This is a genomic window from Phyllobacterium phragmitis (genome assembly GCF_002980495.1).
Lineage (GTDB): Bacteria > Pseudomonadota > Alphaproteobacteria > Rhizobiales > Rhizobiaceae > Paramesorhizobium > Paramesorhizobium phragmitis.
In genome coordinates, this window is the sequence record NZ_PVBR01000005.1 from 13,463 (window position 1) to 38,263 (window position 24,801).

At 61.5% G+C, this 24,801-nt stretch carries 21 protein-coding genes; 9 read left to right on the forward strand and 12 right to left on the reverse strand.

Annotated features, from left to right (window positions below; translation table 11 throughout):
• Positions 1–3 precede the first annotated feature (3 nt).
• From C5748_RS07925 to C5748_RS07950, 5 genes are all read right to left on the reverse strand, one after another.
• Entirely contained in the window at positions 4–2,277 is a 2,274-nt protein-coding gene (locus C5748_RS07925) for an acyl-CoA dehydrogenase (RefSeq protein WP_105741416.1), read from the reverse strand.
• A gap of 78 nt (positions 2,278–2,355) precedes the next feature.
• Positions 2,356–4,344 (reverse strand): Fe(3+)-hydroxamate ABC transporter permease FhuB, encoded by a 1,989-nt coding sequence (fhuB, locus tag C5748_RS07930; RefSeq protein WP_105741417.1) that lies wholly within the window; start codon positions 4,342–4,344, stop codon positions 2,356–2,358.
• Positions 4,337–5,236, reverse strand: coding sequence for an ABC transporter substrate-binding protein (locus C5748_RS07935; RefSeq protein ID WP_245428887.1), 900 nt, complete (start codon positions 5,234–5,236; stop codon positions 4,337–4,339). The genes fhuB and C5748_RS07935 overlap by 8 nt, the downstream gene beginning before the upstream one ends.
• A gap of 216 nt (positions 5,237–5,452) precedes the next feature.
• Positions 5,453–7,612, reverse strand: coding sequence for a TonB-dependent siderophore receptor (locus C5748_RS07945; RefSeq protein WP_105741418.1), 2,160 nt, complete (start codon positions 7,610–7,612; stop codon positions 5,453–5,455).
• 173 nt (positions 7,613–7,785) lie between these two features.
• Complete coding sequence (locus C5748_RS07950; RefSeq protein WP_105741419.1) at positions 7,786–8,670, reverse strand: helix-turn-helix domain-containing protein; 885 nt, start codon at positions 8,668–8,670, stop codon at positions 7,786–7,788.
• A 296-nt stretch (positions 8,671–8,966) separates the two neighbouring features.
• Between C5748_RS07950 and C5748_RS07955 the strand changes: the two genes are divergently transcribed.
• The 9 genes from C5748_RS07955 to C5748_RS07995 all read left to right on the forward strand — a co-directional run bounded on the left by C5748_RS07955 (position 8,967) and on the right by C5748_RS07995 (position 18,301).
• On the forward strand, positions 8,967–9,923 hold the full coding sequence (locus tag C5748_RS07955) for a sugar-binding transcriptional regulator (RefSeq protein ID WP_105741420.1): 957 nt from the start codon (positions 8,967–8,969) through the stop codon (positions 9,921–9,923).
• A gap of 167 nt (positions 9,924–10,090) precedes the next feature.
• Positions 10,091–11,407 (forward strand): ABC transporter substrate-binding protein, encoded by a 1,317-nt coding sequence (locus C5748_RS07960; RefSeq protein WP_105741421.1) that lies wholly within the window; start codon positions 10,091–10,093, stop codon positions 11,405–11,407.
• A 222-nt stretch (positions 11,408–11,629) separates the two neighbouring features.
• Complete coding sequence (locus tag C5748_RS07965; protein WP_105741422.1) at positions 11,630–12,502, forward strand: carbohydrate ABC transporter permease; 873 nt, start codon at positions 11,630–11,632, stop codon at positions 12,500–12,502.
• A 2-nt stretch (positions 12,503–12,504) separates the two neighbouring features.
• Positions 12,505–13,335, forward strand: coding sequence for a carbohydrate ABC transporter permease (locus tag C5748_RS07970; RefSeq protein ID WP_105741423.1), 831 nt, complete (start codon positions 12,505–12,507; stop codon positions 13,333–13,335).
• Positions 13,336–13,363: 28 nt separating this feature from the next.
• Positions 13,364–14,362, forward strand: a complete 999-nt coding sequence (locus C5748_RS07975; RefSeq protein ID WP_105741424.1) for an ABC transporter ATP-binding protein — start codon at positions 13,364–13,366, stop codon at positions 14,360–14,362.
• The gene (locus C5748_RS07980) at positions 14,359–15,135 is read left to right on the forward strand and encodes an L-iditol 2-dehydrogenase (RefSeq protein WP_105741425.1); all 777 of its coding nucleotides are present in this window, start codon (positions 14,359–14,361) and stop codon (positions 15,133–15,135) included. The genes C5748_RS07975 and C5748_RS07980 overlap by 4 nt, the downstream gene beginning before the upstream one ends.
• A 12-nt stretch (positions 15,136–15,147) precedes the next feature.
• Positions 15,148–15,924, forward strand: a complete 777-nt coding sequence (locus tag C5748_RS07985) for an SDR family NAD(P)-dependent oxidoreductase (protein ID WP_105741426.1) — start codon at positions 15,148–15,150, stop codon at positions 15,922–15,924.
• Positions 15,925–15,928: 4 nt separating this feature from the next.
• On the forward strand, positions 15,929–16,618 hold the full coding sequence (locus C5748_RS07990) for an HAD family hydrolase (RefSeq protein WP_105741427.1): 690 nt from the start codon (positions 15,929–15,931) through the stop codon (positions 16,616–16,618).
• Between the two features lie 99 nt (positions 16,619–16,717).
• Positions 16,718–18,301, forward strand: a complete 1,584-nt coding sequence (locus C5748_RS07995) for an FGGY-family carbohydrate kinase (RefSeq protein ID WP_105741674.1) — start codon at positions 16,718–16,720, stop codon at positions 18,299–18,301.
• A 6-nt stretch (positions 18,302–18,307) separates the two neighbouring features.
• Here C5748_RS07995 and C5748_RS08000 read toward each other — a convergent pair whose 3' ends face one another.
• From C5748_RS08000 to C5748_RS08030, 7 genes are all read right to left on the reverse strand, one after another.
• Positions 18,308–19,078, reverse strand: coding sequence for a class I SAM-dependent methyltransferase (locus C5748_RS08000; protein WP_105741428.1), 771 nt, complete (start codon positions 19,076–19,078; stop codon positions 18,308–18,310).
• 55 nt (positions 19,079–19,133) lie between these two features.
• On the reverse strand, positions 19,134–19,586 hold the full coding sequence (locus C5748_RS08005; RefSeq protein ID WP_105741429.1) for a hypothetical protein: 453 nt from the start codon (positions 19,584–19,586) through the stop codon (positions 19,134–19,136).
• Entirely contained in the window at positions 19,583–20,629 is a 1,047-nt protein-coding gene (gene virB11, locus C5748_RS08010; RefSeq protein ID WP_245428889.1) for a P-type DNA transfer ATPase VirB11, read from the reverse strand. The genes C5748_RS08005 and virB11 overlap by 4 nt, the downstream gene beginning before the upstream one ends.
• A 10-nt stretch (positions 20,630–20,639) precedes the next feature.
• Positions 20,640–21,956 carry a type IV secretion system protein VirB10 gene (gene virB10, locus C5748_RS08015; RefSeq protein ID WP_105741430.1) on the reverse strand — a complete coding sequence of 439 codons (1,317 nt, stop codon included), beginning with the start codon at positions 21,954–21,956 and terminating at the stop codon, positions 20,640–20,642.
• Positions 21,956–22,762 (reverse strand): TrbG/VirB9 family P-type conjugative transfer protein, encoded by an 807-nt coding sequence (locus C5748_RS08020; RefSeq protein ID WP_158259824.1) that lies wholly within the window; start codon positions 22,760–22,762, stop codon positions 21,956–21,958. Before C5748_RS08020 ends, virB10 begins: the two co-directional genes overlap by 1 nt.
• 11 nt (positions 22,763–22,773) lie before the next feature.
• Positions 22,774–23,502: a VirB8 family type IV secretion system protein gene (locus C5748_RS08025; protein ID WP_245428891.1), complete on the reverse strand. Its 729-nt coding sequence runs from the start codon at positions 23,500–23,502 to the stop codon at positions 22,774–22,776.
• A gap of 64 nt (positions 23,503–23,566) precedes the next feature.
• A complete protein-coding gene (locus tag C5748_RS08030; protein ID WP_158259825.1) occupies positions 23,567–24,574 on the reverse strand; it encodes a TrbL/VirB6 family protein in 1,008 nt (335 codons plus the stop codon).
• Positions 24,575–24,801 lie beyond the last annotated feature (227 nt).

The following is a 24,801-nucleotide window of genomic DNA, read 5'->3' on the forward strand; positions in this document are numbered from 1 at the left end:
ACCCTAACGCTGCACGGCACGCCTGGCGCGCGGCGGCTTCTTTTCGTGATGTTGCGCGGCGATCGGCGAAATCTCTTCCATGGGAAAGGCGTCGACGGCGATGACACGGGCTGCCGCGGCCCTGGCCTCGGCCAACTGCGTGAATTCCGCTTCGCTGACGATGCCCTTGTCGCGGGCCTCCTCGGCATCGCGCACATGCTTTTCGCGCATCTTCTTCTCGATGGGCTCCACGGCATGGACGAGTGCGAATGCCTGTTCGAGATCCTTCAGCGGATGGTCCCTGGGGCCTTCGCCGAGATAGATATCGGGGGTCAGCCGGTCGCGCTGGGGGGAATTGCGCATCAATGTCTCAGCTACCTCGTTCGTCAACCTGTCCGAGGGCACCGTATCGGGGAGCCCGACGGGGAAGGCGAGAAACCGGACGAGGATTGCCGCCCAGCGCGCCGGCAGATTATCGAGCACGCCGGCAAAGGCCGTCGCGATACGGTTCCGCCCCTGTCCCATGATGTAGTCGACGATCGGCTTGTCCTCCTCCTGCCGCCCTTCGGTTTCGAAGCGCTTGAGGACGGCGCCGAGCAGATAGAGCTCGGAGAGGATATCGCCCAGGCGGGCCGAGATCATTTCCTTGCGCTTGAGCGCGCCGCCGAGCGTCAGCAGCGACAGGTCGGTGAGGAGCGCGAAAGCGGCGGCATAACGGGAGAGCTGCTTCCAATGATGGGGCATCGCCGCGCCGTCCGGCGCCGGACCCAGGCGGCCACCGGACCAGCCGCGCAGGAAGGACCGCCCGGCGGTGGCGAAGGCATGGCCGACATGCTTCCACAACAGCTTGTCGAAGTGCTCTATGCCGCGCGCCTTGTCCTCGTCTGATAAGGCCAGCAACTCCTCGAGCATATAGGGATGGGAGCGGATCGCACCCTGCCCGAAGATCATCAGATTGCGCGTCAGGATGTTAGCGCCTTCGACGGTGATGCCGATCGGCACCGAGCGGTATTGACCGCCGAGATAGTTCTTCGGCCCGTCGATGATGGTCTTGCCGCCGTGGATATCCATGGATTTCTCTATGGATTCGCGCATGCGGTCGGTGGCGTGGAATTTCATGATCGCCGAGATCACCGAGGGACGGTGACCTTCATCAAGTGCGGCGACGGTGAGCCGCCTTGCGGCATCAATCAAATAGGCGTTGGCGGCGAGATCGGCGAGCGGCTTGCGGATGCCCTCGAACATGCCGATCGGTACGTTGAACTGTGTTCTGACGCGGGAATAGGCGCCGGTGGCACGGGCGCAGATCGCGGCCGAGGCTGCCGATTGCGAGGGCAGCGAGATGCCACGGCCGGCAGCAAGTGCGGTCATCAGCATCTTCCAGCCATGGCCGATCCGTTCCTCGCCGCCGAGGATATGGTCGAGCGGCACGAACACATCCTCGCCGTAGAGCGGCCCGTTCTGGAAATAGGTGAATTGCGGGATATGCCGCTCGCCATGGCTGACACCAGGCGTCGATGTCGGCAGGAGAGCGACGGTGATGCCCAGATCTTCGCCGCGGCCGAGATGGTTCTCCGGGTCATGCATCTTGAATGCCAAGCCCATGACGGTCGCCACCGGCCCGAGCGTGATGTAACGCTTGTGGAAATTCAGCCTGATGCCGAGGACCTTCCTGCCCTTCCATTTGCCATATTCGACGATGCCCGTGTCGGTCATCGCTGCCGCATCGGAACCGGCATCGGGCGAGGTCAGGCCGAAACAGGGGATTTCCCGTCCGTCGGCCAGTCTTGGCAGCCAGTAATCGCGCTGCTCATCGGTGCCGAAATGCATGAGAAGTTCGCCCGGACCGAGCGAATTGGGGACCATCACGGTGACGCCGGCGACGACGCTGCAGGACGAAACGGTGCGCACCACCTCCGAATGGGCGGTGTTGGAGAAGCCGAGGCCGCCATAGTTCTTCGGAATGATCATGCCGAAGAATTTCTTCTCGCGCATGAAATTCCAGACCTTTGCCGGCAGATCATGGTCCTGCCAGACGATCTTCCAATCATCGACCATGGCGCAGAGCTCGCGCACCGGGCCATCCATGAAGGCCTGCTCCTCAGTCGTCAGCTTCGCCGGCGGCATGGCGAGGAGCTTGTTCCAGTCGGGATTGCCGGTGAAGAGCGCACCGTCCCACCAGACGGTCCCCGCATCGATCGCCTCCCGCTCGGTTTCGGAGATCGGCGGCATGACCCGCGAGGCCTGTTTGAACAGTGGTCTTGTGATGATGTCGCGGCGGAACGTGCGAAGGTTCATGATCAAGCTCCCGGTTGAATCGCCATCATAGAGCGGTTCGCGTTTCGATGGAAACGGCGGAAATCAGCATATTCGAGCTTATGCGGCTTCGCGGCTTTCTCCGCGTCCGAGCATCCAGATCAGATAGGTGCCGCCGATGAGCGAGGCAAAAAGGCCGAGCGGCAACTGATAGGGAAAGGCCACCATGCGCGACAGCCAGTCGGAAAGGATCATCAGTCCGCTGCCGATCGCAATAGCGCCGGCAAGACCGGCCAAGGGCCGGTGAAGGCCGATGAGCCGGGCCAGATGCGGCGCGATCAGGCCGATGAAGCTCAACGGGCCGACGAGCAGCGAGGCGACGGCGGTCAGGCCGGCGCAGAAGATGACAAGCAGGAGGCGGCTCATCGCCAGCGGCAGGCCAAGCGCGTGCGCCACCGTCTGGCCGAGCGGCAGGATATCGAGCCATCGGAAGGTAAAGAACAGCGGTGCAATGAGGAGAGCGGCGGCGACGCAGGCGAGCCAGGCCTCACTGGCCGAGGCCTCGTTGGTGGAGCCGCCGATCCATTCGAGAAGCCTGAAGGCCTGCTGGTTGCCCGTGGCGATGGCCGCGGTCAGAATGGCGCTGCACAGGGCGCTCATGGCGATGCCGGCAAGCAGCAGGCGTTCCGGTCCGAAGCCGCTGCGCGCGGCAATCACCAGCATGATGACGAGCACTGTCAACGCGCCCACCGCGGCGCCGGCAAGCTGCGCGCCGTTTCCCGGCGTGGCGCTCAAATAGAGGACGGCGGCGAGGCCAACGCCGGCGCCGGTCCCGACACCGAGGATTTCCGGGCTGGCGAGCGGATTGCCCGTCAGCCGCTGCATGATCGTGCCGGCGGCGGCCAGCATTGCGCCGGCAGCAGCAGCGATCGCGACACGTGGGCCGCGGAAGGCGAGAAGGTCGTGAAATAGCGCGCCATGGGCGAGGTTCCAGCCTTCCGGTCCGCGTCCGAGCGCCAGCGCCATGGCTGAAGCGACGAGAGCCAGGATCAGGAGAAGGCCGAGCAGGAAGGCGGGTCTTGCCGCTCGCCGCGTGACATGCGGCCTGGCGCTCAGCGAGGGCCATTCGAGCATTCTGAGGCGTGGCAGCAGCCATAGGAGCAGCGGCCCGCCGAGAAAGGCCGTCGCGGCTCCCGTGGGGATGCGTTCGCCGCCGGAACCTGCAAAAAGCTGCACGAGCCCATCGGCCAGCCACAGCAGGATCGCGCCGAGGAGCGGTGCTGCGATGAGCTTCTGGCGCGGTGAGCGGGCGCCGCTCAGATGCGCGAGGGCCGGCGCGGCCAGGCCGATGAAGCCGATGATGCCGACTTGCGCCGTTACGCTTGCCGCGAGCCAGACGGCAAGCCCGATCACCATGAACCGGGTGGCGTAGAGCGCTACGCCGAGACTGCGGGCATTGGCCTCGTCGAGGCCGAGAATCGTCAGCGGACGCAGCAGCAGGAGCGATGCGCCGGCGACCAGCACCAGCCGCAGCGCGATCGAAAGCGTGGGCTCCCAGCCCTGCTGCGCGAGGGTTCCGCCGCCCCAGATGAAGAGCGAAAACATGTATTCGCCATTGGCGAGGATGAGCGCCGCACTTGCGGCGGTCGCCGTCAGCGACACCATCATGCCGGCGAGCACCACCGAAACCGGTTCGAGATCGCGCCGCCAGTTGAGCGCCAGGACGAGCGCCACCGCCACGAGCCCACCCGCCAGCGCCACGCCTTCACGGCCCGCTTCGAGGAGAAATGGCGCGTAGATGGCGGCTGCGGCCATGGCAAGCTGTGCGCCGGCCGAGATGCCGAGCGTCGAGGGCTCGGCGAGCGGATTGCGCAGCACACGCTGCAGCAGCAGGCCGGAAAGGCCGAGGGCTGCGCCGCAAAGCACGGCCATCGCCGCGCGGGGCAAGGTGGCCTGGAGCAGGATGACGCGTTGCAGCGCCGCCGTGCCGGCTGGGGTCGTGCTGGGGGAAAGATGCGTTGCGATCCCGACGGCGCAAAGAATGGCGGCGAGCAGCGCCAGGAGCGCCCAGAAGACCAGGGAACGGCGTGGGAGTGCGGCTTCAGCCATTTGCATTGGCCTGCAGGAACGGCGCTGCCTTGCCGAGCAGGCGGACGAAGCGGCGCGCGGCGGGCAGGCCGCCGAAATGATCGATCGGATCGAGCATCGCAACCCGTTTGTCGCGAACCGCCGGCAGGGCGTTCCATATGGGGCTTCGCGGCAGGACTTCGCGCGCTTCGGGCGGCACCGGGCCGATGACCACGATATCCGCATCGGGAAGGCCGGCCAGCGCCTCGATGCCGACGGGGGCGGTCGCCGAATAGCTCGTGGTCCCTGTCCACGCATTGGAGAGCCCGATACGGGTGAGGACATCGCCGAACATGCTGTCGCCGCCGAATGCGCGGAAATGGCGGGCGTCGCCGATGCTGATGAGGAAGACCGGACGGTGGATGCGGTTTTGGACGCGCGCCCGCATTGCCGCGATTTCTTCCGCGGCCGCCGCCACATAGGTGCGCGCGGCATCGTTGAGACCGAGCTTTTGGCCGAGCGCCAGCATGGCGTCGCGCGCCGGCGCAAAGGGCGGCGTGCCGGTCTGGTAGATGGTTGCGGAAAAGACCGGCGCTATGCGCTCGAAGCTTTCCCGGCGGTATTCATAGAAGCTGGAGCTTAAAATGAGATCGGGTGCGATGATGCGCAGCAGCTCCATATTGGGCGCGCCGCGCAGGCCGAGATCGGTAACGCTTTGCGGCACTTCGGGCTCGATGGCGATCTGGCGGAACTGGATGAGCTCGGTGGCGGCGATGGGAACAGCGCCGATGGCAAGGGCGGTTTCCAGCATGGCCCAGTCGATTGCCGCGATGCGGGGGAGGGGCGTGGCGGATAGGCGGCTCGGGTATGCGAGTGCGCTCGCTGCGAGGGCGAGCATGGTGCGGCGGGTTATATGGGGGCGGGTGAGGGCCATCAGGTTCCTGTTTTGATGGAACCGCAAGGCACCCCCCTCTGCCTTGCCAGGCATCTCCCCCACAAGGGGGGAGATTGGCTGACACGGCGCTCGGCATTCATTCTGCAACATCTGCGATTGGTGCCGGACCTTCATGAAGGCGTAATCTCCCCCCTTGTGGGGGAGATGCCTGGCAAGGCAGAGGGGGGAATGCCCCGCCAGCGTTTCTATCTATTATCACCACTTCACATGCGCCTTCAACAGCGCCTTGCGGCCCTCGCCATAGCCGCAGGAGAAGACCGTCTGGCAGCCTGCCACATAGTCCTTGTCGAAGAGGTTGGTGACATTGAGGTCTACACCCCAATTGTCCTTCTCATAGCCGAGCTTGAGATCGACCAGCGCGACATCGGGAACCTTGTAGAGATTTTCTGCGTCGGCATAGGAGGAGCCGACATAGCGCACGCCGGCGCCAAGCTGGAGCCCTTCGAGCGTGCCGTCGAGGACTGTGTATTGTGCGAAGACCGAAGCCTGCGTCTCCGGCAGGAGGTAGGGCCGGTTGCCGACGATGGCCGCGTTGTCATCATCGGTCACTTCGAGTTTATATGTGGTGAAGGCCGCCGTCACGCGCCACGCTTCGGTGATGTTGGCCTGAAGTTCCAGTTCCAGCCCACGCGAATTGACTTCACCGATCTGTGTCTTGTCGTTGAACGGGCCCGTCACAACATTCTGCTTTGTCAAATCGAAGAAGGATGCAGTGATAAGTCCGTCAAATGCTTCTGGCCGGTACTTGACGCCAACTTCATATTGCTGGCCGGTCTCGGCTTTCGCCTGTTCGCCCAGACGGAGGTTCTCGATAACCGGATTGAAGAAGGTGGCGACGCTTGCGTATGGCGTGATGCCGTTTTCGAACTCATAGGCGATACCGGCACGTCCGCTTGCCTCGCCCTGATGGTCCCGATAGGCGGGGAGACCAGCGGATTTGTCCGACACGTAATCGTAGCGGCCATTGAGCGTCATGATCCAGCCATCGCCGAAGCGGAGCTGATCCTGCGCATAGATGCCGATTTGATTGCGTCTCAGGTCCTGGTCGATATAGGGATCGAACATCGGTCCCTGCGGGGCGCCATAGACCGGATCTATGGCGCTGATCGGCGTGGCGCCACCCGTCTGCTGCATCTGGTCGATTTCGAAATATTTATATTCGACGCCGAAGAGAAGCGTGTGCTCGATGGCGCCTGTCGTTACCGTACCCTGCAGCTGGTTATCGACGAGGAAGGTGTTGACCGTGGTATCGTGGCGGAAATTGATGCGAGAGAGATCATAGTCGGTGCCGTTCGGTTCCGCCAGGAAGGAATCGTATCCGTAGGCGTAGAGCGAATGCTCCTTCACATGGGCAAAGCCGTAGCGCAGGTTCTGGCGTATCGTCCAATCATTGTCGAAGGTATGCTCGAGCTCATAGCCGATCGAGACCTGTTCGCGGTCATAGGAATCGATGGACGGCTCTGTGAAATTCGCCTTGCGTGAGATCTTGCCGAAGGGCGCATCGACCACCGTGCCGAAATAGGGCAGGAAAGCGCCGCCATTATGCGTGCCGTCGAGGTGGGTATAGTTGGCAAGCACGGTGAGCTTCGTCGCCGCGTCCGGGCTCCATGAGATGCTCGGCGAAATGACGCCGCGGAAATCCTCGGAGAAATCGGTGTAGCCGTCGCCGCCGGAGATGATGCCGTTGACGCGGTAATCGACGACGTCTGATGCCTTGTCGCCGATATCGAAGCCCATGTAGCCATTGCCGAAGCTGTTGACGCCGGTTTCGACATAGCGCAGGCGCTTAGCCGTCGGGCGCTTACTGATATAGTTGACGATGCCGCCCGGATTGCTGCCGCCATAGAGGACGGAGGCGGCGCCTTTCAGCACTTCGATACGCTCGAGGCCGAAGCTGTCGGTCAGGAACGCGCCGAAACCATAGCCGAAATTCTGCAGGCCATCGAGATAGGTGCCCGACTGCGTGGCGTCGAAACCGCGGATATAGAGCCAGTTGGTATCGAAATCAGGGCCGAAGGGCTGGGCGAAGACGCCGGCGGTGTAGCGCAACGCCTCATCGACCTTCTGCGCGCCTGTTGCGTCCATCTCCTCGCGCCCGACGACGGATACGGATTGCGGGATCTGCTCGATCGGCGTGTTGGTCTTGGAGCCGGTCGCCGTGCGCTTTGCGACAAATCCCTCAACCGGGCCGGTGGCGCTCGCTTCTCCATCTTCACCGCTGTCGACGACGATCTGCTGCAGCTGGATAGGGTTGCCGTTTTCCTGTGCGCGAAGCGGCGAAGAGAGGAAAACGGGAAGCGTCGCCGCGCTGCCGAGGAGAATACGGAGGATGACCTTCCGGCGCGATGTGATCATTGCAATAAGCCCCTGCTTGAGGGGTTCCCGCCTCCGGTTCCGATGCGGCAATCGGAAGGCGCTACCCCTTAACCCTGTCGAATATAAATATGACTGTTTATATCAACTATGTGGGTGTGGATTGTCGGTTCTTGCTGCGTATTGAATGGTTTTGAGCTTTTATCGGAAAGCCATCAGTGACTTTGCCCGCGCAGCCAGGCGGCCGGGGTCACACCGACGAAACGCTTGAAAACCCTGGTGAAATGCGCCTGATCCGAAAAACCGGCCGCCGATGCCACGGAGGTCAGCGACACCGTCTTGCGGTTCATGAACTCCTGCGCCTTTCTGATGCGCGCCTGCATCTGCCATTGATGCGGCGGTATGCCCGTCGAGGCCTTGAAGGCATGGCTGAAATAGGTTTCCGACAGGCCGGCGCGGTCGGCCAGTTCCCGCAGCCGGATAGAGCGCAGGCAATTCTCCTCGATGAAATCGATGGCGCGGCGCAACTGGCGTGGCGAAAGCTGGCTGCGTTTTCGCTCCGGCTTTTGCCCGATCTTGAACAGATCGGCGAAAAGTGCGGCCACCAGGCCGTCGCCGTAGAGATCGTGCAACGGATCGTCGTTGAGGCATTCGGCGGCGATGAGGTTGGCCAAGGCCGCGATGCGCTCGTCGGAAAACATCAGGCGGGGGACCGAAAGCTTCCGCATGTCGAGCTCTCCGGCAAAGCGCCGGGAGAGCGTTTCGATATCGAAATGCAGATCGAGATGGCGAAGGAAACCGGTGCTCTCCACCTGGCTCCAGATCGGCATGCCCGCGGGAATATAGCTCATGCGGTACGGGCCCGCTTTCGTGGCCACGGCCTGCTGGTGCTCGCTCTGTCTGATGGCGAACCGGCCCGCGCCGTCATTGTCGAGCACGACGAAAAGGCGCGGGGCCCTGGAGACGTATTCGCCCGACGCGCCGTCGGCGCAGACGACGGACCACACATCTGCGATCACGCCGTTCCATGCGCGCCAGCGAAGACCGCCTATAACGGAGACGCCTTCGACCTTGCTTTTCATCTGGGGATGGAACGTCATGAGCCCGGTGCCATGGGGGTGAATATCGCAACAAACAAAATATGTATGGAAAAGTCAAGATTTCGGAGGAGTTGCATCCGGCAACCGCCTGTCGCATCTTGGCGTATCGGAGCTAGACTGAGCCCTTCATCCTCGTCCTTCGAGGCTCGTTTCGCTCGCACCTCAGGATGAGGATGAAGGGCAGCAGCGCTTCCAGTAGCCCTCATCCTGAGGTGTGGAGTGGAGCGAAGCGCAACGGAGCCTCGAAGGACGAGGGCGCTTGGCGATTCCATCAAAACAGCCAAAGAGGATACCCGGTGAGTTCAAGGCGCGACAACACCACCACCAAGCTCGACGATGCGGCGCGCGCGGGATGGCTCTATTACATAGCCGGCAATACGCAGGACGAGATCGCCGCCAAGCTTGGTATTTCCCGCCAGTCGGCGCAGCGCATGGTGTCGCTCGCCGTTTCCGAGGGGCTGGTCAAGGTGCGCCTCGACCATCCGATCGCCAATTGCCTCGAACTTGCATCCCGGCTGAAAAAGCAATTCGACCTGCGGTTCGCCGAGGTGGTGCCGACGGATCCCGCATCGTCCTCGACGACACTCGGCGTGGCCGAAGTGGGGGCGGAGGAGATGGCGCGCTGGCTGAAATCGCCGGAGGCGATCATCATGGCGATCGGCACCGGGCGCACGCTGAAAGCGGCGATCGAACAATTGTCGCCGATGGAATGCCCGCAGCACAAGATCGTCTCGCTCACCGGCAGTATCGCGCCCGATGGTTCAGCGGCCTTCTATAACGTCATCTTCAATATCGCCGACGCGATCAAGGCGCGCAGCTTCCCCATGCCGCTGCCGGTCATCGCCTCGTCGCCGGAGGAGCGCGAGCTTCTGCATGCCCAAACGATGATCCGCCCGGTGCTCGAACTGGCGGCCAAGGCGGATGTGACGTTCCTCGGCATCGGCGACCTGGGCGACGACGCGCCTCTTTATCTCGACGGCTTCGTTTCGCAAGGAGAGCTGAAGGCGCTGCAGAAGGCGGGGGGCGTCGGCGAAATTCTCGGCTGGTCGTTCGACAGCGAAGGCCGAATGCTCGAAGGGCTGACCAATGAGCGCGTCGCCAGCGCTCCCATCCCGAGCGGCGGAAATTCCCTTGTCATCGCGCTGGCCAAAGGCGCGAAGAAACGGCCGGCCATCGCAGCGGCTGTAAAAGGCCATCTGATCAATGGTTTGATCACTGACGAGGCGACGGCCGCCGCCCTTCTGAAAGCGTAAACGTTCCACCAATGACGGCGGAGAGGACATTCCGTTTGCTGCAGTGCCGCGACGAAAGGGGCTTGACACTCCATGTCATTTAATGAGTAATTGCCCATATTAATAGCAATTGCTCGAATCCGTGCGTCCCTCCGGATGCACGATGCTCTAATGTTTGGGAGGAACAGATGAGAATGAAATCCTTGATGCTTGGCGCCTGCTCGGTCATCGCCATGGCCGGCTTCGCGCAGGCCGAGACGCTGACGATCGCCACCGTGAACAATGGCGACATGGTTCGCATGCAGAAGCTGGCCGGTGACTTCACGGAGAAGAACCCCGATATCGATCTGCAATGGGTGACGCTGGAGGAAAACGTCCTTCGCCAGCGCGTCACCACCGACATCGCCACCAAGGGTGGCCAATACGACATCATGACCATCGGCACCTATGAGGTTCCGATCTGGGCCAAGCAGGGATGGCTGCTTCCGCTCGACAAGCTTGTCTCGGACGCGAATTACGACGTCGACGATCTGCTGCCGCCGATCCGCAGCGGCCTTACCTATGAGGACAAGCTCTACGCTGCACCGTTCTACGGCGAGAGCTCTTTCACGATGTACCGCAAGGATTTGTTCGAGAAGGCGGGGCTGACCATGCCGGACGCGCCGACATGGGATTTCATCGCCGATGCCGCCCGCAAGCTGACCGACAAGGGCAGCGAAATGTACGGCATCTGCCTGCGCGGCAAGGCCGGCTGGGGCGAGAACATGGCACTCCTGACCGCCATGTCCAATTCCTTCGGCGCCCGCTGGTTCGACATGGACTGGAAGCCGCAATTCGACCAGCCGGAATGGAAGGAGACGCTCGAATACTACGTCAATCTGATGAAGGATGCAGGGCCTCCCGGAGCGTCCTCCAACGGCTTCAATGAAAATCTGGCGCTGTTCCAGACAGGCAAATGCGCCATGTGGATCGACGCCACGGTCGCCGCGTCATTCGTCAGCGATCCTGGGGAAAGCCAAGTGGCCGACAAGGTCGGCTTCGCGCTGGCGCCCGACAAGGGTCTCGGCAAGCGCGGCAACTGGCTGTGGGCATGGACCCTCGCCATTCCGGCTGGCTCGCAGAAGACCGAGGCTGCCGAGAAGTTCATCAACTGGGCGACATCCAAAGACTACCTCAAGCTCGTCGCGTCCAAGGATGGCTGGCTCAACGTGCCCCCCGGCACGCGCACCTCGCTCTATGAAAATCCGGAATATCTGAAGGTCGCGCCGTTTGCCAAGATGACGCTCGACTCGATCAACTCCGCCGATCCGACCAAGCCGACGGTGAAGCCGGTGCCTTATGTCGGCGTGCAGTTCGTCGCCATTCCTGAATTTCAGGGACTTGGCACGGCGGTCGGGCAGCAGTTCTCGGCAGCACTTGCGGGTCAGACGACGGTCGATCAGGCGCTGAAGAATGCGCAGCAGCTGAGCGAGCGTGAGATGATGAAGGGCGGGTATATTAAGTAGTCAGCGGAGCGCTTTGGCAGCACCCCCCTCTGCCCTGCCGGGCATCTCCCCCACAAGGGGGGAGATTGGCTGACATGGTTCACGCCGCCCATTCTGCAACGTCGGCGATTGGTACCGAACGTTTATGAAGGCCTAATCTCCCCCCTTGTGGGGGAGATGGCTGGCAAGCCAGAGGGGGGTTGCCTCGCGATTCCATCCAACTGATAGAAACGGGACCACCTCATGGCAACCCTGCAAACGCGGTCCGCCGCCCGTCTGATGATGACCCCGGCCGTCCTTATGCTTTTCATATGGATGATCGTGCCGCTGGCCATGACGCTGTATTTCTCGTTTCTGCGGTACAATCTTTTGATGCCGGGGATGGAGGAATGGGCGGGCACGCTCAATTATCGTTATTTCCTCACCGATCCGGCCTTCGGCGCGGCGCTCGTCAATACGCTTCTGCTGGTCGGCGGCGTACTGCTGATTACGCTTGTCGGCGGCACGCTGCTGGCGCTTCTTCTCGATCAGCCCTTCTTCGGGCAGGGCATCGTGCGGCTGTTGGTGATCGCGCCGTTCTTCGTCATGCCGACGGTTTCGGCGCTGGTTTGGAAGAACATGCTGATGCATCCGGTCTATGGCATCTTCGCCTGGATCGCGCGCACCTTCGGCCTGCAACCGGTGGATTGGCTCAACAATCTGCCGCTGTTTTCGGTGACGATGATCGTCGCCTGGCAATGGCTGCCGTTTGCCACGCTCATCCTTTTGACCGCGCTGCAATCGCTCGACGAGGAGCAGAAGGAAGCCGCCGAGATGGACGGCGCCGGGCCGGTCTCGCGTTTCATCCATATCGTGCTGCCGCATCTGGCGCGCGCCATGACGGTGGTGGTTCTCATCGAGACGATCTTCCTGCTCAGCGTCTTTGCCGAAATTCTGGTGACGACGAATGGCGGGCCTGGCACTGCGAGCACCAATCTCACCTATCTCGTCTATGCGCAGGCGCTCCTTCAGTTCGATGTGGGCGGGGCGTCCGCCGGCGGCATCGTCGCGGTGATCCTTGCCAATGTCGTCGCCATCTTCCTCATTCGCCTGATCGGCAAGAATCTGGAGACGTAACAATGGCCCGCGCTATCTCCACACGCAGAAAGCTCGCCTTCACCGCCATCGGCTGGCTCGTCGGCCTCGTGATCTTCTTTCCGATCCTGTGGACGGTTCTGACCAGCTTCAAGACGGAGGGCGAGGCCATCGCCTCGCCGCCGCATTTCCTGTTCTTCGACTGGACGCTGCAGAACTATTTCGAGGTGCAGAGCCGCTCGAACTATTTCAAGCACATGTGGAATTCGGTGGTGATCTCGTTCGGCTCCACCTTCATCGGGCTCGCGATCGCCATTCCCGCCGCCTGGGCGATGGCGTTCTCGCCGACCAAGCGCACCAAGGACATCATGATGTGGATGCTCTCCACCAAGATGCTGCCGTCGGTGGGGGTGCTCGTTCCGATCTATCTGCTGTTCCGCGACTGGGGCCTGCTCGACACGCGACTGGGCCTCGTCATCGTTCTGACGATGATCAACCTGCCGATCATCGTCTGGATGCTCTACACCTATTTCAAGGAAATTCCGGGCGAGATCTTAGAGGCATCGCGCATGGACGGCGCGTCGCTGGCCAAGGAAATCATCTATGTGCTGACGCCGATGGCGGTGCCGGGCATTGCCTCGACGCTGCTGCTCAACATCATCCTCGCCTGGAACGAGGCGTTCTGGACGCTGAACCTGTCGGCGGCCAATGCCGCGCCGCTCTCCGCGTTTATCGCCTCCTATTCAAGCCCCGAAGGGCTATTCTGGGCCAAGCTTTCCGCCGCTTCAACGCTCGCCATCGCGCCGATCCTGATTCTGGGATGGTTCTCGCAACGCCAGCTTGTGCGCGGACTGACATTCGGGGCGGTGAAATGAGAGCCAAAATCAAAACAGGGAGGGTTTCATGGGAAGCATAACACTCGAAAAGGTCTCGAAATCCTTCGGAACCACCAAGGTCATTCCGGAAATCGATCTGGAGATCGCCGATGGCGAGTTCGTGGTCTTCGTCGGGCCTTCGGGCTGCGGAAAATCGACGCTGCTGCGTATCATCGCCGGGCTGGAGGATGCGACGAGCGGGGCGATTCACATCGACGGCAGGGATGCCACGCGGGAGGCGCCGGCGAAGCGCGGCCTGTCGATGGTGTTCCAGTCCTATGCGCTCTATCCGCATATGAGCGTCTACGGCAATATCGCCTTTCCGCTGAAGATGGCGGGCGAGGCGAAATCCACCATCGACGACAAGGTACGCTCCGCCGCCGGCGTCCTCAACCTCACCGATTATCTCGACCGCAAGCCGCGCCAGCTCTCGGGCGGGCAGCGCCAGCGCGTGGCCATCGGACGGGCCATCGTGCGCCAGCCCAAGGCTTTTCTCTTCGATGAGCCGCTGTCGAACCTCGATGCGGCGCTGCGCGTCAACATGCGGCTGGAGATCAGCGAACTGCATCATCAACTGAAAACCACCATGGTCTACGTCACCCACGATCAGGTGGAAGCCATGACCATGGCCGACAAGATCGTGGTGCTCAACGCGGGCCGCATCGAGCAGGTCGGCTCGCCGCTCGATCTCTATCGAAGCCCGAAAAACCTGTTCGTCGCCGGCTTCATCGGCTCGCCGAAGATGAATCTGATCGCCGGCGCGGCGGCGGCGAAGGAGAACGCCACGACGATTGGCGCGCGGCCGGAGCATATCGGCCTGTCGAAGACGGAAGGCCCCTGGCAAGGCACGGTCACGGTCGTGGAGCATCTGGGGGCGGATACCTTCGTTCACGCCGATGTCGATGATGTCGGCCCGGTGACGGCGCGGGCGCCGGGTGAATTTCTGGTCAAGCATGGCGAGCGGGTGTTTCTCACCCCGGACGCTGAAAAGATCTATCGCTTCGGAGCAGATGGGGATGCGCTTTGAGCAGGCGTCTTGAAGGGAAATCCGCGCTCATCACCGGGGCCGCGCGCGGCATTGGTCTTGCCTTTGCCGAGGCCTTTGTGCGCGAAGGGGCCACCGTCGTCATTGCCGATATCGATCTGGACCGGGCGCGGGAAAGTGCTGCCAAGCTCGGCGAGCGCGCCCATGCCGTGCATATCGACGTGACCGATATCGCGTCCATCGAGCGTGCTGTCACGGAGACCGAGGCGAAGATCGGCGGCATCGACATTCTTGTCAACAATGCCGCCCTGTTCGACATGGCGCCAATCGTCGAGATCACCAGGGAAAGCTATGAGCGTCTCTACGCGGTCAATGTGCATGGCGTGCTGTTCACCATGCAGGCCGTGGCGCGGTCAATGATTAAGCGGGGCCGCGGCGGCAAGATCATCAACATGGCGAGCCAGGCGGGGCGGCGCGGCGAGGCGCTGGTGGCGGTCTATTGCTCGACCAAGGCTGCCGTCATCAGCCTCACGCAATCGGCAGGGCTCGACCTGATCAAGCACGGCATCAACGTCAATGCGATTGCGCCGGGCGTGGTCGATGGCGAGCATTGGGCGGGCGTCGATGCGCTGTTTTCCAAATATGAGAATCGGCCGCTGGGCGAGAAGAAGCGCTTGGCCGGAGCGGCCGTGCCGTTCGGGCGCATGGGGCAGGCCGAAGATCTGACGGGCATGGCGATTTTCCTCGCCGGGCCTGAGAGTGATTACGTCGTCGCACAAACCTACAATGTCGACGGCGGCAATTGGATGAGCTGAAAGGGCATACCGATGTATATGGAAAAACTGAAACTCGATGGTCGGGTCGCCGTCGTGACCGGCGGCGGGCAGGGCATCGGCGCGGCTTGCGCCCAGGCGTTGGGCGAGGCCGGCGCGACCGTCATCGTCGCCGAGATGCTGCCCGAACGCGTCGAGGCCATCGTCGCTGAACTGAAGAAGCTCGGCATCAAGGCGCATGGCGTGACGCTCGACGTCACCAAATCGGGGGATGTCGATGCGGTTGTGGCCAAGATCGTCAAGGAGCATGGCCGCGTCGATATCCTGGTCAACAATGCCGGTGTGGCGAAGAGCGACGTGCGCGCCGAAGATACGAGCGACGAACATTGGCGCTTTCACATGGATGTCAATCTCGACGGCGTGTTCTGGTGCTGCCGCGCCTTCGGGCGGCAGATGCTGGAGCAGGGCAACGGATCGATTGTCAATATCGGCTCGATGTCGGGTTTCATCGTCAACAAGCCGCAGCCGCAGGCTTTCTATAATGCATCAAAGGCGGCGGTGCATCATCTGACCAAATCGCTTGCCGCCGAATGGGGCGCGCGCGGCGTGCGCGTCAATGCGGTGGCGCCCACCTATATCGAAACGCCGCTCACCGCCTTCGGCATTGAGGAAAATCCCGAGATGTACAAGACATGGATCGAAATGACGCCGATGGCGCGGGTCGGCCAGCCCGACGAAATCGCGTCGGTGGTGCACTTTCTTGCCTCCGATGCGGCAAGCCTGCTAACGGGGTCCATCGTCAACGCCGATGGCGGCTATACCTGCTGGTGATCATATGAGGGATGTGAAGGCGATCGATCCTGGTCTTGTCATTTTCGATTGCGACGGCGTGCTGGTCGACAGCGAGCCGCTGGCGATACGGGTGTTGATCGAAACGCTCGCCGATGCCGGCCTAACGATGGATGCCGAAGAGGCCTATGAACGCTTCCTCGGCAGGAGCCTTGGCACCATCACTGCGATATTGAGCGAGGAGTTCCAGGTCGATCTCACCCATGCGGCGCTGGAGAATGGCCGGGCGAGGCTCTACGAGGTGTTCCACGCCGAATTGAAGCCTGTTGCGGGGATCGCCGATACGCTCGACCGGCTGGATGTGCCGTTCTGCGTGGCGTCCTCCAGCCAGCCGGAGCGTATCCGTCTTTCCCTGTCGGTGACGGGCCTGCTCGATCGTTTCGAGCCGAATATTTTCAGCGCCACCATGGTCGAAAAGGGCAAGCCCGCGCCGGATCTGTTTCTTCATGCGGCCGGTATGATGAATGTGCCGCCGCAGGATTGTCTCGTCATCGAGGACAGCCCGGCGGGGGTGCAGGCGGCAAAGGCTGCGGGGATGGATGTCTTCGCCTTCGTCGGCGGCGGACATGCGGGCGGAAAGAGCCATCGCGACACGCTGCGACTGCTGGCACCTGATTGCATGTTCGACGAGATGGCGCGCCTGCCTGACATGCTGCATTCTTCCCTCAGGGCATAGCGCGGTATATCGGGTTTATTCCCCGGCCGCGGCGCAAACAGTTCCCACCTTTCACATGCATGCGTTATGTTCCTTTGAATCATTTGAGGAGGTCTGATGATGGGCGATAGACTCGTGGCGGTCGATGTCGGGACCGGAAGTGCGCGGGCGGGCGTTTTCTCGCGCAGCGGCGACCTTCTCGGCCGCGCCGAACACCCGATCCTGATGAATCGGCCGAAGCCGGATTTCGCCGAGCACGATTCGCAGGATATCTGGCAGGCAGTCTGCCAGGCCGTGCGCGCCGCCGTCGCCAAGGCGGGGATCGCGGCGGAGGATGTGGCCGGCATCAGTTTCGATGCCACCTGCTCGCTGGTGGTGCGCGACCGAGAGGGCGATCCACTGACCGTTTCGCCCAGCGGCGAGAACCGCTGGGATACCATCGTCTGGCTCGATCATCGGGCGCTGGCCGAGGCTGACGAATGCACGGCGACGGGGCATCGCGTCCTCGACTATATCGGCGGCGTCATGTCGCCCGAGATGGAGACGCCGAAGCTGATGTGGCTGAAGCGCAATCTGCCGAAAACCTGGGAGGAGGCCGGATATTTCCTCGATCTTGCCGATTATCTGAGCTGGAAGGCTTCCGGTTCGCTTGAGCGCTCGCAATGTACGCTGACCTGCAAATGGGCCTTTCTCGCCCATGAGGAGCCGGGCTGGAGCCAAGATTTCTTCGATAAGGTCGGCATCGCCGACATGCGGGAGAAGGGCAGCCTGCCGCAAAAGGCAAGCCCCATCGGTAAGGATTTAGGATCGCTCACCGAGGAGGCGGCCAGGGAATTGGGCTTGAGCCGTACAGCCCGCGTTGGTGCAGGTCTCATCGATGCGCATGCCGGTGCGCTGGGCGTGCTCGGCGGCTTTGCCGGCAATATCGCCGAGATCGACCGGCATCTGGCGCTGATCGCCGGAACGTCGAGCTGCGTCATGGCGCTCTCGCAGGCGCCGCGTCCGACGCCGGGCGTATGGGGGCCCTATTCCGGTGTCGTGCTTCCCGATTGCTGGATGAACGAAGGCGGCCAATCGGCCACAGGTGCGCTTCTCGATCATATCATCCGCTGGCATGGGGCGGGCGGCGAGCCTGATGCCGCCATGCATCAGCGCATCACCGAGCGGGTTCAGCAATTGCGCACCGAGGAAGGCACCGGCTTTGCAGGGCGGCTGCATGTGCTGCCGGATTTCCACGGTAACCGTTCACCGCTTGCCGACCCGCATGCGGTCGGCGTGATCAGCGGCCTGACGCTCGACGCCTCCTTCGACAGTCTCTGCCGGCTTTATTGGCGGACCGCCGTCGCGATCGCACTGGGTGTCCGCCATATTCTCGAAGCGCTGAATGCCAAGGGCTATACGATCGACACGTTGCATGTGACCGGAGGCCATATCAAAAACCCGCTCCTGATGGAGCTTTATGCCGATGCGACGGGCTGTACGGTGATCGAGCCGCAGGCCGAAGATGCCATGCTGCTCGGCACCGCCATGGTTGCGGCAACCGCCGCCGGGCTCTATCCCGATCTGGCCGCCGCCTGCGCCGGAATGCAGAAAGGCGGACTGGAGCGCAACCCATCGCCAGAGGCGCGTGAAGCGCTGGATCGCGACTACCGCATTTTCCTCGCCATGCACAAACAGCGCGAGGCTTTGGATCAGATGGCCTGATTGGCCCTACCGTTTCACACCCGTCAATATCAGGGCATGGCCGAGGCCGTGCAGAAAGCCGGGAAGCCTGGCTTCGAACGTCATCAGCGCAATGAGCTTGCGCATATGGCGGCGGCGGCAGAAATTGTCGGGGATGATATTGAGCGGAATGGTCCTCACCTCCACCAGCGCGCCAAAACAGCGTTTCAGTTCTTTCGGCGTATAAAACCGGGCCCAGGAGGTGCAGTCCCTATCGGCATTCCTGATGGCGTATGGGCCTTCTGCGCCACATAGCCCGTTGCGCCAGAATTTTCTCAGGCGTGACAGCGCATAACGCGAATAGACCATCACCAGAAGCGTGCCGCCTGGTTTGAGCACCCGCATCATTTCGGCAGCCGCCGCTTGTGCGTCCGTCACGTGAGAGAAAGCACCGTTGAGCGATATGACGCAATCAAAGCTGTCGTCGTCAAGAAAATCCAGCTTGGCCATGTCGGCATTCAAGAACATGCGTTCGCGCCGATCATTGAGGCGATGATTTCGGCGGGCCTGCATCAACATCGCCTCCGAGATGTCGATCCCGAGATAATCATCTGTGATATCAGCGGTCATGGCTCTTCCAAGGCCGGTGCCGCAGCCGCAGTCGAGCACGCTTGCATCAGGCATTATGGTTCTGTCGAGGATAGCCTTTACGACAGCATCTTCCGATCGACTGATGGGATCAGTGAATATACTATCATATTGTTTGGAGATGGAATCATAGTAAACTTCCGTTGGAAGTAATTTTCTTCGATCTTTCATCAATATTACTCATTATAATTATGAAATATGTTTTGGTGGTGGAAATATCTCCCCCTTAGTCTTTCATCGGGCTGCACAAGATGCTGGAGGTGATGGAAAGAACGACCCCGCCTTTTGGCTCGATCAGCGCTCCGGCCCAGATAGTCGAGAATACCCGGCTGGCGTCGACGGGGGTCAGCCAGAGCACGCGGTTGTCTGCAAGTTCGACCTTGACTTCCGCCTGAAGGGGACTGCCGGTGACCGTCTGGGCGTAGTGGCGTCTGATCTTCACGGCATCCGGGCCGAAGCTTATCTGACTGCGATTGTAATCAAGCAAGATTCCTTTCTGATCCGGTTTGGCGGCATGGCATTTATTGTCGCGTTCGCAGACGGTTTTCGACACCGCCGTGCAGTCCCAGACATAGCCGGACGGCCACATCGGATTGCCGGCCTCGCCAGGCGCTGCCTGGAGCGGAAACGGGATGATGTGGATCGGCAGCGACAGGAGCCAGATGAAGCGTATCGTCATTCCTGGTGGGCTCCGAATGTTTCGGCCTTGGTGAACTTGATCTCGCTGATGACGCGCCGTCCGGCTTCCCGGCGGGAAAGCTGGATGACAATCGGGATCACCTCCTTGAGGTAATCCATGATCTCCTCGCGCGAGAGCTTTACCCCGCCCTGCATGACCATCAGTGCCAGGCGCTCATAGGCCGAACGGGCCGAGTTGGCGTGCACCGTCGTGAGCGATCCGGGGTGGCCGGTGTTGATCGCCTGCAGGAAGGCGAAGGCCTCGGCGCCGCGCAATTCGCCGAGCAGTAGCCTGTCCGGCCGCATGCGAAGGGCTGCTTCGAGCAGGCTCTGGGCATCGACCCTGGCGAGCCCCTGGTCGCCTTTCGATGCCAAAAGCGTCAGCGAATTCGCGGTCACCGGTTTCAGTTCGCGGGTATCCTCGATGGTGATGATCCGCTCGCCCGGCGGGATCAGCTTTAAAAGCGCATTGAGGAAAGTGGTCTTGCCGGTGGAGGTTCCACCCGACACGACGATGGAAATGCGGTTGCGGATGGCCTGCGCGATGAACGACATCGGGTCGCCCGAAAGCATACCGATCAATTCATGCTCCTCGGCGGAAAGGCCGAGATGGCCGCCCATGCGGGTATCGTCGAATGCGCCGGCCGCGGCATAATCGTTGAGCGTCATATCCTTGATGACCTGCTTGCGGATCGATATGGCGCCGCCATCGGGCGCAGCCGGCGGCAGGATGCACTGGATGCGCTCGCCGCTCGGCAACGCCGCCGACAGAACCGGCCTTTCCTCGTTGACGATCTGGTCGGTCGAACCGGCGACGAGTGTTGCGAGATTGGCGATCCATTTCGCCGAGAGGCTCCTGTCGCCGATCCGCTCCATCTCGTTTGCGCCGAGACGTTCGATGAATATCTCGCCGGGCCGGTTGATCGACAGTTCCGAGACGTTTTCCTCCTGCAGGAAACGCTGCAGCGGTTCCAGTTCCATGCGCAGGATGGGGAAGCGCGCCCATATGTCGATCTCGTGCCGTGCGCCGGCGAGCATGTTCATCGCGTCAGCCTCAGTTCTCGGGTATCGGTGGAAACCAATTGTCTTTCGGCGTCATATAGAGGGGAACCGGGTCGATGGCCCGGCGCGGCCTGCCGCCTCGCCTGAGCCGGGCCAGTTCTTGCTGCACCGGATCGGCATAGAGTTCCGAAAAATCGAGATCGCGGTGGACGAGGATGACGACGGGCGAGCCCTGGTCGACGTGGATCGTCGGCGGGATCTTCGAGGCTCGCTTGAAATCCTGTTCAGCGATCTTGCCGAGGCTCGATGTCGCTGATCCGGCCGCTTGCGGGCCGGTATTGACGGTGATTTGCGTGCCGCTGTTGTTCTTGTTGCCGAGCGACGAGACATAGCCGATCCCACTGTCGATGACCGAAAGCATGATGGCCGAGCCGAAGCGCTGCAGCCAATGCTTGTCGACCCGGCCGGGCATGCCGGCGCGGCCGAGATTATCGGCGCCCGGCGAGCCGATATCGACCGAGACGCCGTCGGTGCGGATGATGCGGTTCCATACGATGAAGACGCGGGTCTGCCCTTGTTCCAGACCCGATTTATATTCGCCGACCAGCCGGGCGCCCTTGGGGATGAGGATGCGCCTGCCGTCGAGCGAGCGGACATTCTCGCGCACGACAGCCCGCACCAGACCGGGCAGATCGGTATTGATGGCGGTTTCGAGGAAGCCGCGAATGACGGTGCCCTCGGCGATGAGCGCATCGGTGCGCTGATTGCGCGTGGCCTTGGCCATGGCGTTGCTGTGCGCTTCGGCCTGCGCCAGGAAGGCCTTGTTCGCATCGGTGTCGGCGCCCGGCACCGGGACAAGCTGCCCGTCCGGCAGGAGCGACATGGCGTTATCAGGTCGGGCCGCTTCCGTTGCGTCGGTGATGATCTGGCTGGAGCGCAGGCGCTCCCATAGCGCCTGTTGCTCTTTTTCACGCCGCAGCCGCTCGGCTTCCGCTTTTTGCCGCGCCTCTTCACGCAGCCGCGCCTCCTCCGCTTCGCGCATTTTCTGCTCGAGCAGCCGGCGCTCGGCATCGAGATCCCTGCCGGCCTCGACCGTTTGGTCCACATTGGCGGAAGGAGATGCGAGCGTGGCGGGCGCCTCGCTTTGTTCGAATGACGGGCGCAGATCGCTGACGGAGGACTGGCCCGTGCCGAATTCATCATCGCCGTTGAGGGTATCGTGACCGAAGAAATCCGGCCAGTTGATATAGGCAAGGCCGGCGGCGAGCAGGATGCCGATGACGACGACGCCGATCCTTCCGGCAAAGCCGGCATTGCGGCGGGAGACGACGCTGCCGCCGTCAAGATCATTGTGATTGATATCCGGCATCAGCGATCCCTCCTTCCGAACAATGGTCCGCTGCCCGGTTTGCCGATCCTGGTCGGGCCGTAGATTTGCTCGATCGGATCGGCATTCAGCGGCCGCGACTGGCGATTATAGAGGCAGAGCGTCTTGTCGCCGGCGCGCAGGGTGAATTGCGGCGCCACCTTGTCGACGATGGTGTATTCGCCTTCGGTGCGCAGGTTGACGAGGGATTCGCGGCGCTTGGACTCCACCACGAAAATCGCCGGCACATCGCCTGAAAACTGCAGGAACAGCTTTTTGCCGTCATCGAAGGCGACACGCGGTTTCAGCGTGTCATCGCCCTTGTAGGAATAGTCGTAATTGAGATCGGCCCGATTGATGTTCTTCAGCGACGGATTGCGGGCGCTTTCCTGGGCGAGCGCCAGAAGGCGGGCGTTGACATCCTCATCGGGATATCTGAACCGGACCTGGAAGGCCGTCCGGACCGAGGCGCTTTGCGAACTCCTGAGGAGCAGCGAATAGAGCCGCTTGTCGGTGACGATGTTGACATTGGTCTCGGCCCTCTCGACCAGCGGCTTGACGAAGAGAATTGCCGAACCCTTCTTGGGCACGATCGACCATCCGACGGTATCGCCGGCAGAGACCGTTTCGATATGTTCGTTCGGGCTCAACTGGATCATGGTCGACACGCCGAGCCCGGCATCGATGCCGACGACATTGTCGTTGCTGAAGGTGACATAGCGGATGCGCTGGTCGCGCGCCGATGCAACTGCGGGAAGCGCCAGACCGATGGCTGCCGCAAGCACCGTTTTGACAACCGCGTGTCTCATGAGCATACGCCTCATCGTCCGGTCCCTCCGGCTGGATGCTCGGCGGGAAGGGATTCCTGATCGCGACGATATTCCACGACCTGAAAGCCGAGCGGATTGTCGAAACGGTATTCGTTCTTGAGCGGTACGCTGGTGTAGCGAAACTTCACCACAGCCACCCAATGCTGCCGACGGGTGCTGTTGTCACGCTTTTCATCGGTGAAGAAGCGGACTGTCGCGGTGTTCTTGTTGAGGAAAGACAGCGACTTCACGGAAACCGCGACTTGCGTCTCGGTTCCATAGACCTTGTCCTTCGAGGAGGGATTGCCGGGCGAGAACTCGTTATACAAATCGGCGGCGGCGATATTGGTGGATAAAAGCTGCCCCAGATCGAAATTATATTTGAGCTGCCCTGGATCATATGTCTCGCGCGCTCTGATATAGCGCACGATATTTGCCGCCGTGACGGCTTCGTTTTGCGAGAGATCGCCGGGTTTGAGCGCACGCGCGATTTCCAGATAGCCCGTCGTCTTGTCGACCTCGACCACATAGGGCTCGAACTGCTTAAGCGGCAGAAGCATGACGAGCGCGGAGAGCGACGCGATGCCAATGAGAAAGGATGCGGTGGTCAGCAGCCAGGCAAATGTGCGCGAGCGCCGCAGATTGCGGTGGGTTTCATCCTCCCAGGCTGCACCGGCGCTGTAATATCGCGGGTCGACGGAAGACGTCGTATTTTCATTCGGCACGTCCGGATTTTGCACGTTGGGGGCTCCCCATTATTCTTCTGAAAATCGATTTGGTGGTTTCGAAAAATATGTCCTGAGATCAAAGTGCTGCGGCTGAATTGCGTGCTGCTTCGCGCTGGATGCTGGTGCGGGCCGCTTCACGGTCGGCGGCGGAAACGAATATAGGCCTGACGGCATCCGCATCCGACGCGCGGTGCCACCAGCCGGTGCTGGAACGCGCGATGGCGGCGGTCATGAGCGAACCGGCATGCTGCGCCCTGTCGGCGATGACCGAAGCGAGTGCCGGGAGCCGGATGAGGACGTAGAAACCGACCATCATGACCAGCATCAGCGGCATTACGTAAGCGAACGCGGATTCGCCGCTTACGGCCATTTTCGTCGCCTCCAGCGATTTGATGACGAGGGGATGGTAAAATCCGAGAAACCCGTAGATCAGGATCTGCTGGATCATCAGATTGGCGATGATCGCAAGGAAGCCGGCAGTAAACCGCGAGGAATAATTATAGAGCGCCAGGATGATCCAGACGGGGCCGAGCGCCAGCACGATATTGAGCATGACCTTGGCGATGATGATCCCCGCAAGCGCTGCGCCGAGGAACAGCAGGGTCAGCACGATGACAGCGAGAGATAAAAGGCCGGCAAACGTATCTTGCGCCGTCCCAATGTAAAGACTGTTCGGAAGCTGGAGCGTCGTCGTGTAGATCCAGCTAAGCATTTCGTGTATATCAGTATTGTTTACCTCTGTGTCTACCGTTAATGAGATTATCTTCACGACGTATCTAGACAATATTTCAGGTATACTCTGCGTAAGTGTGTAAAGCGTGTCGGAGAACGGCGCCCAATTGAGCGCGATCCAATAGATGAAGGCGGCCTTGGCAAGGCGCTCTGCCGCTTCCAGCGGCGAGGCCGTCGCGGTGCCGGATATGATCGAATAGCCCCACCAGATGACATAGATCGTGAGCAGGGCGGTGAAAAATCCGGTCAACTCGGTGGCGATGCCGGAATAGAGCTTTTCGACAAAAGATCTGTCGGCGCGATCGACCGCGGAAAGGAAAGAAGCGATGATCGTGGGGCCGGTATCAGGCATGATCTGCATCCGCGAGACTGAAGATCGCGTTGACCGGCTTGGCCGGCCCGCACCCGGCCTCGGCATAGCTCGTCAACGGGCCGCACGGCGCCTTCAGCTCTCTTCCGGCGCATGAGCTCGCGGCTGCAGCCAATATCAAGAGAATGAAAATGCGAAGTGGTAACTCTTTTCGCCGACGAACAAAAAGATGTTTCATGTACGCCTTTCCGATTCAAATTGCTTAAAAT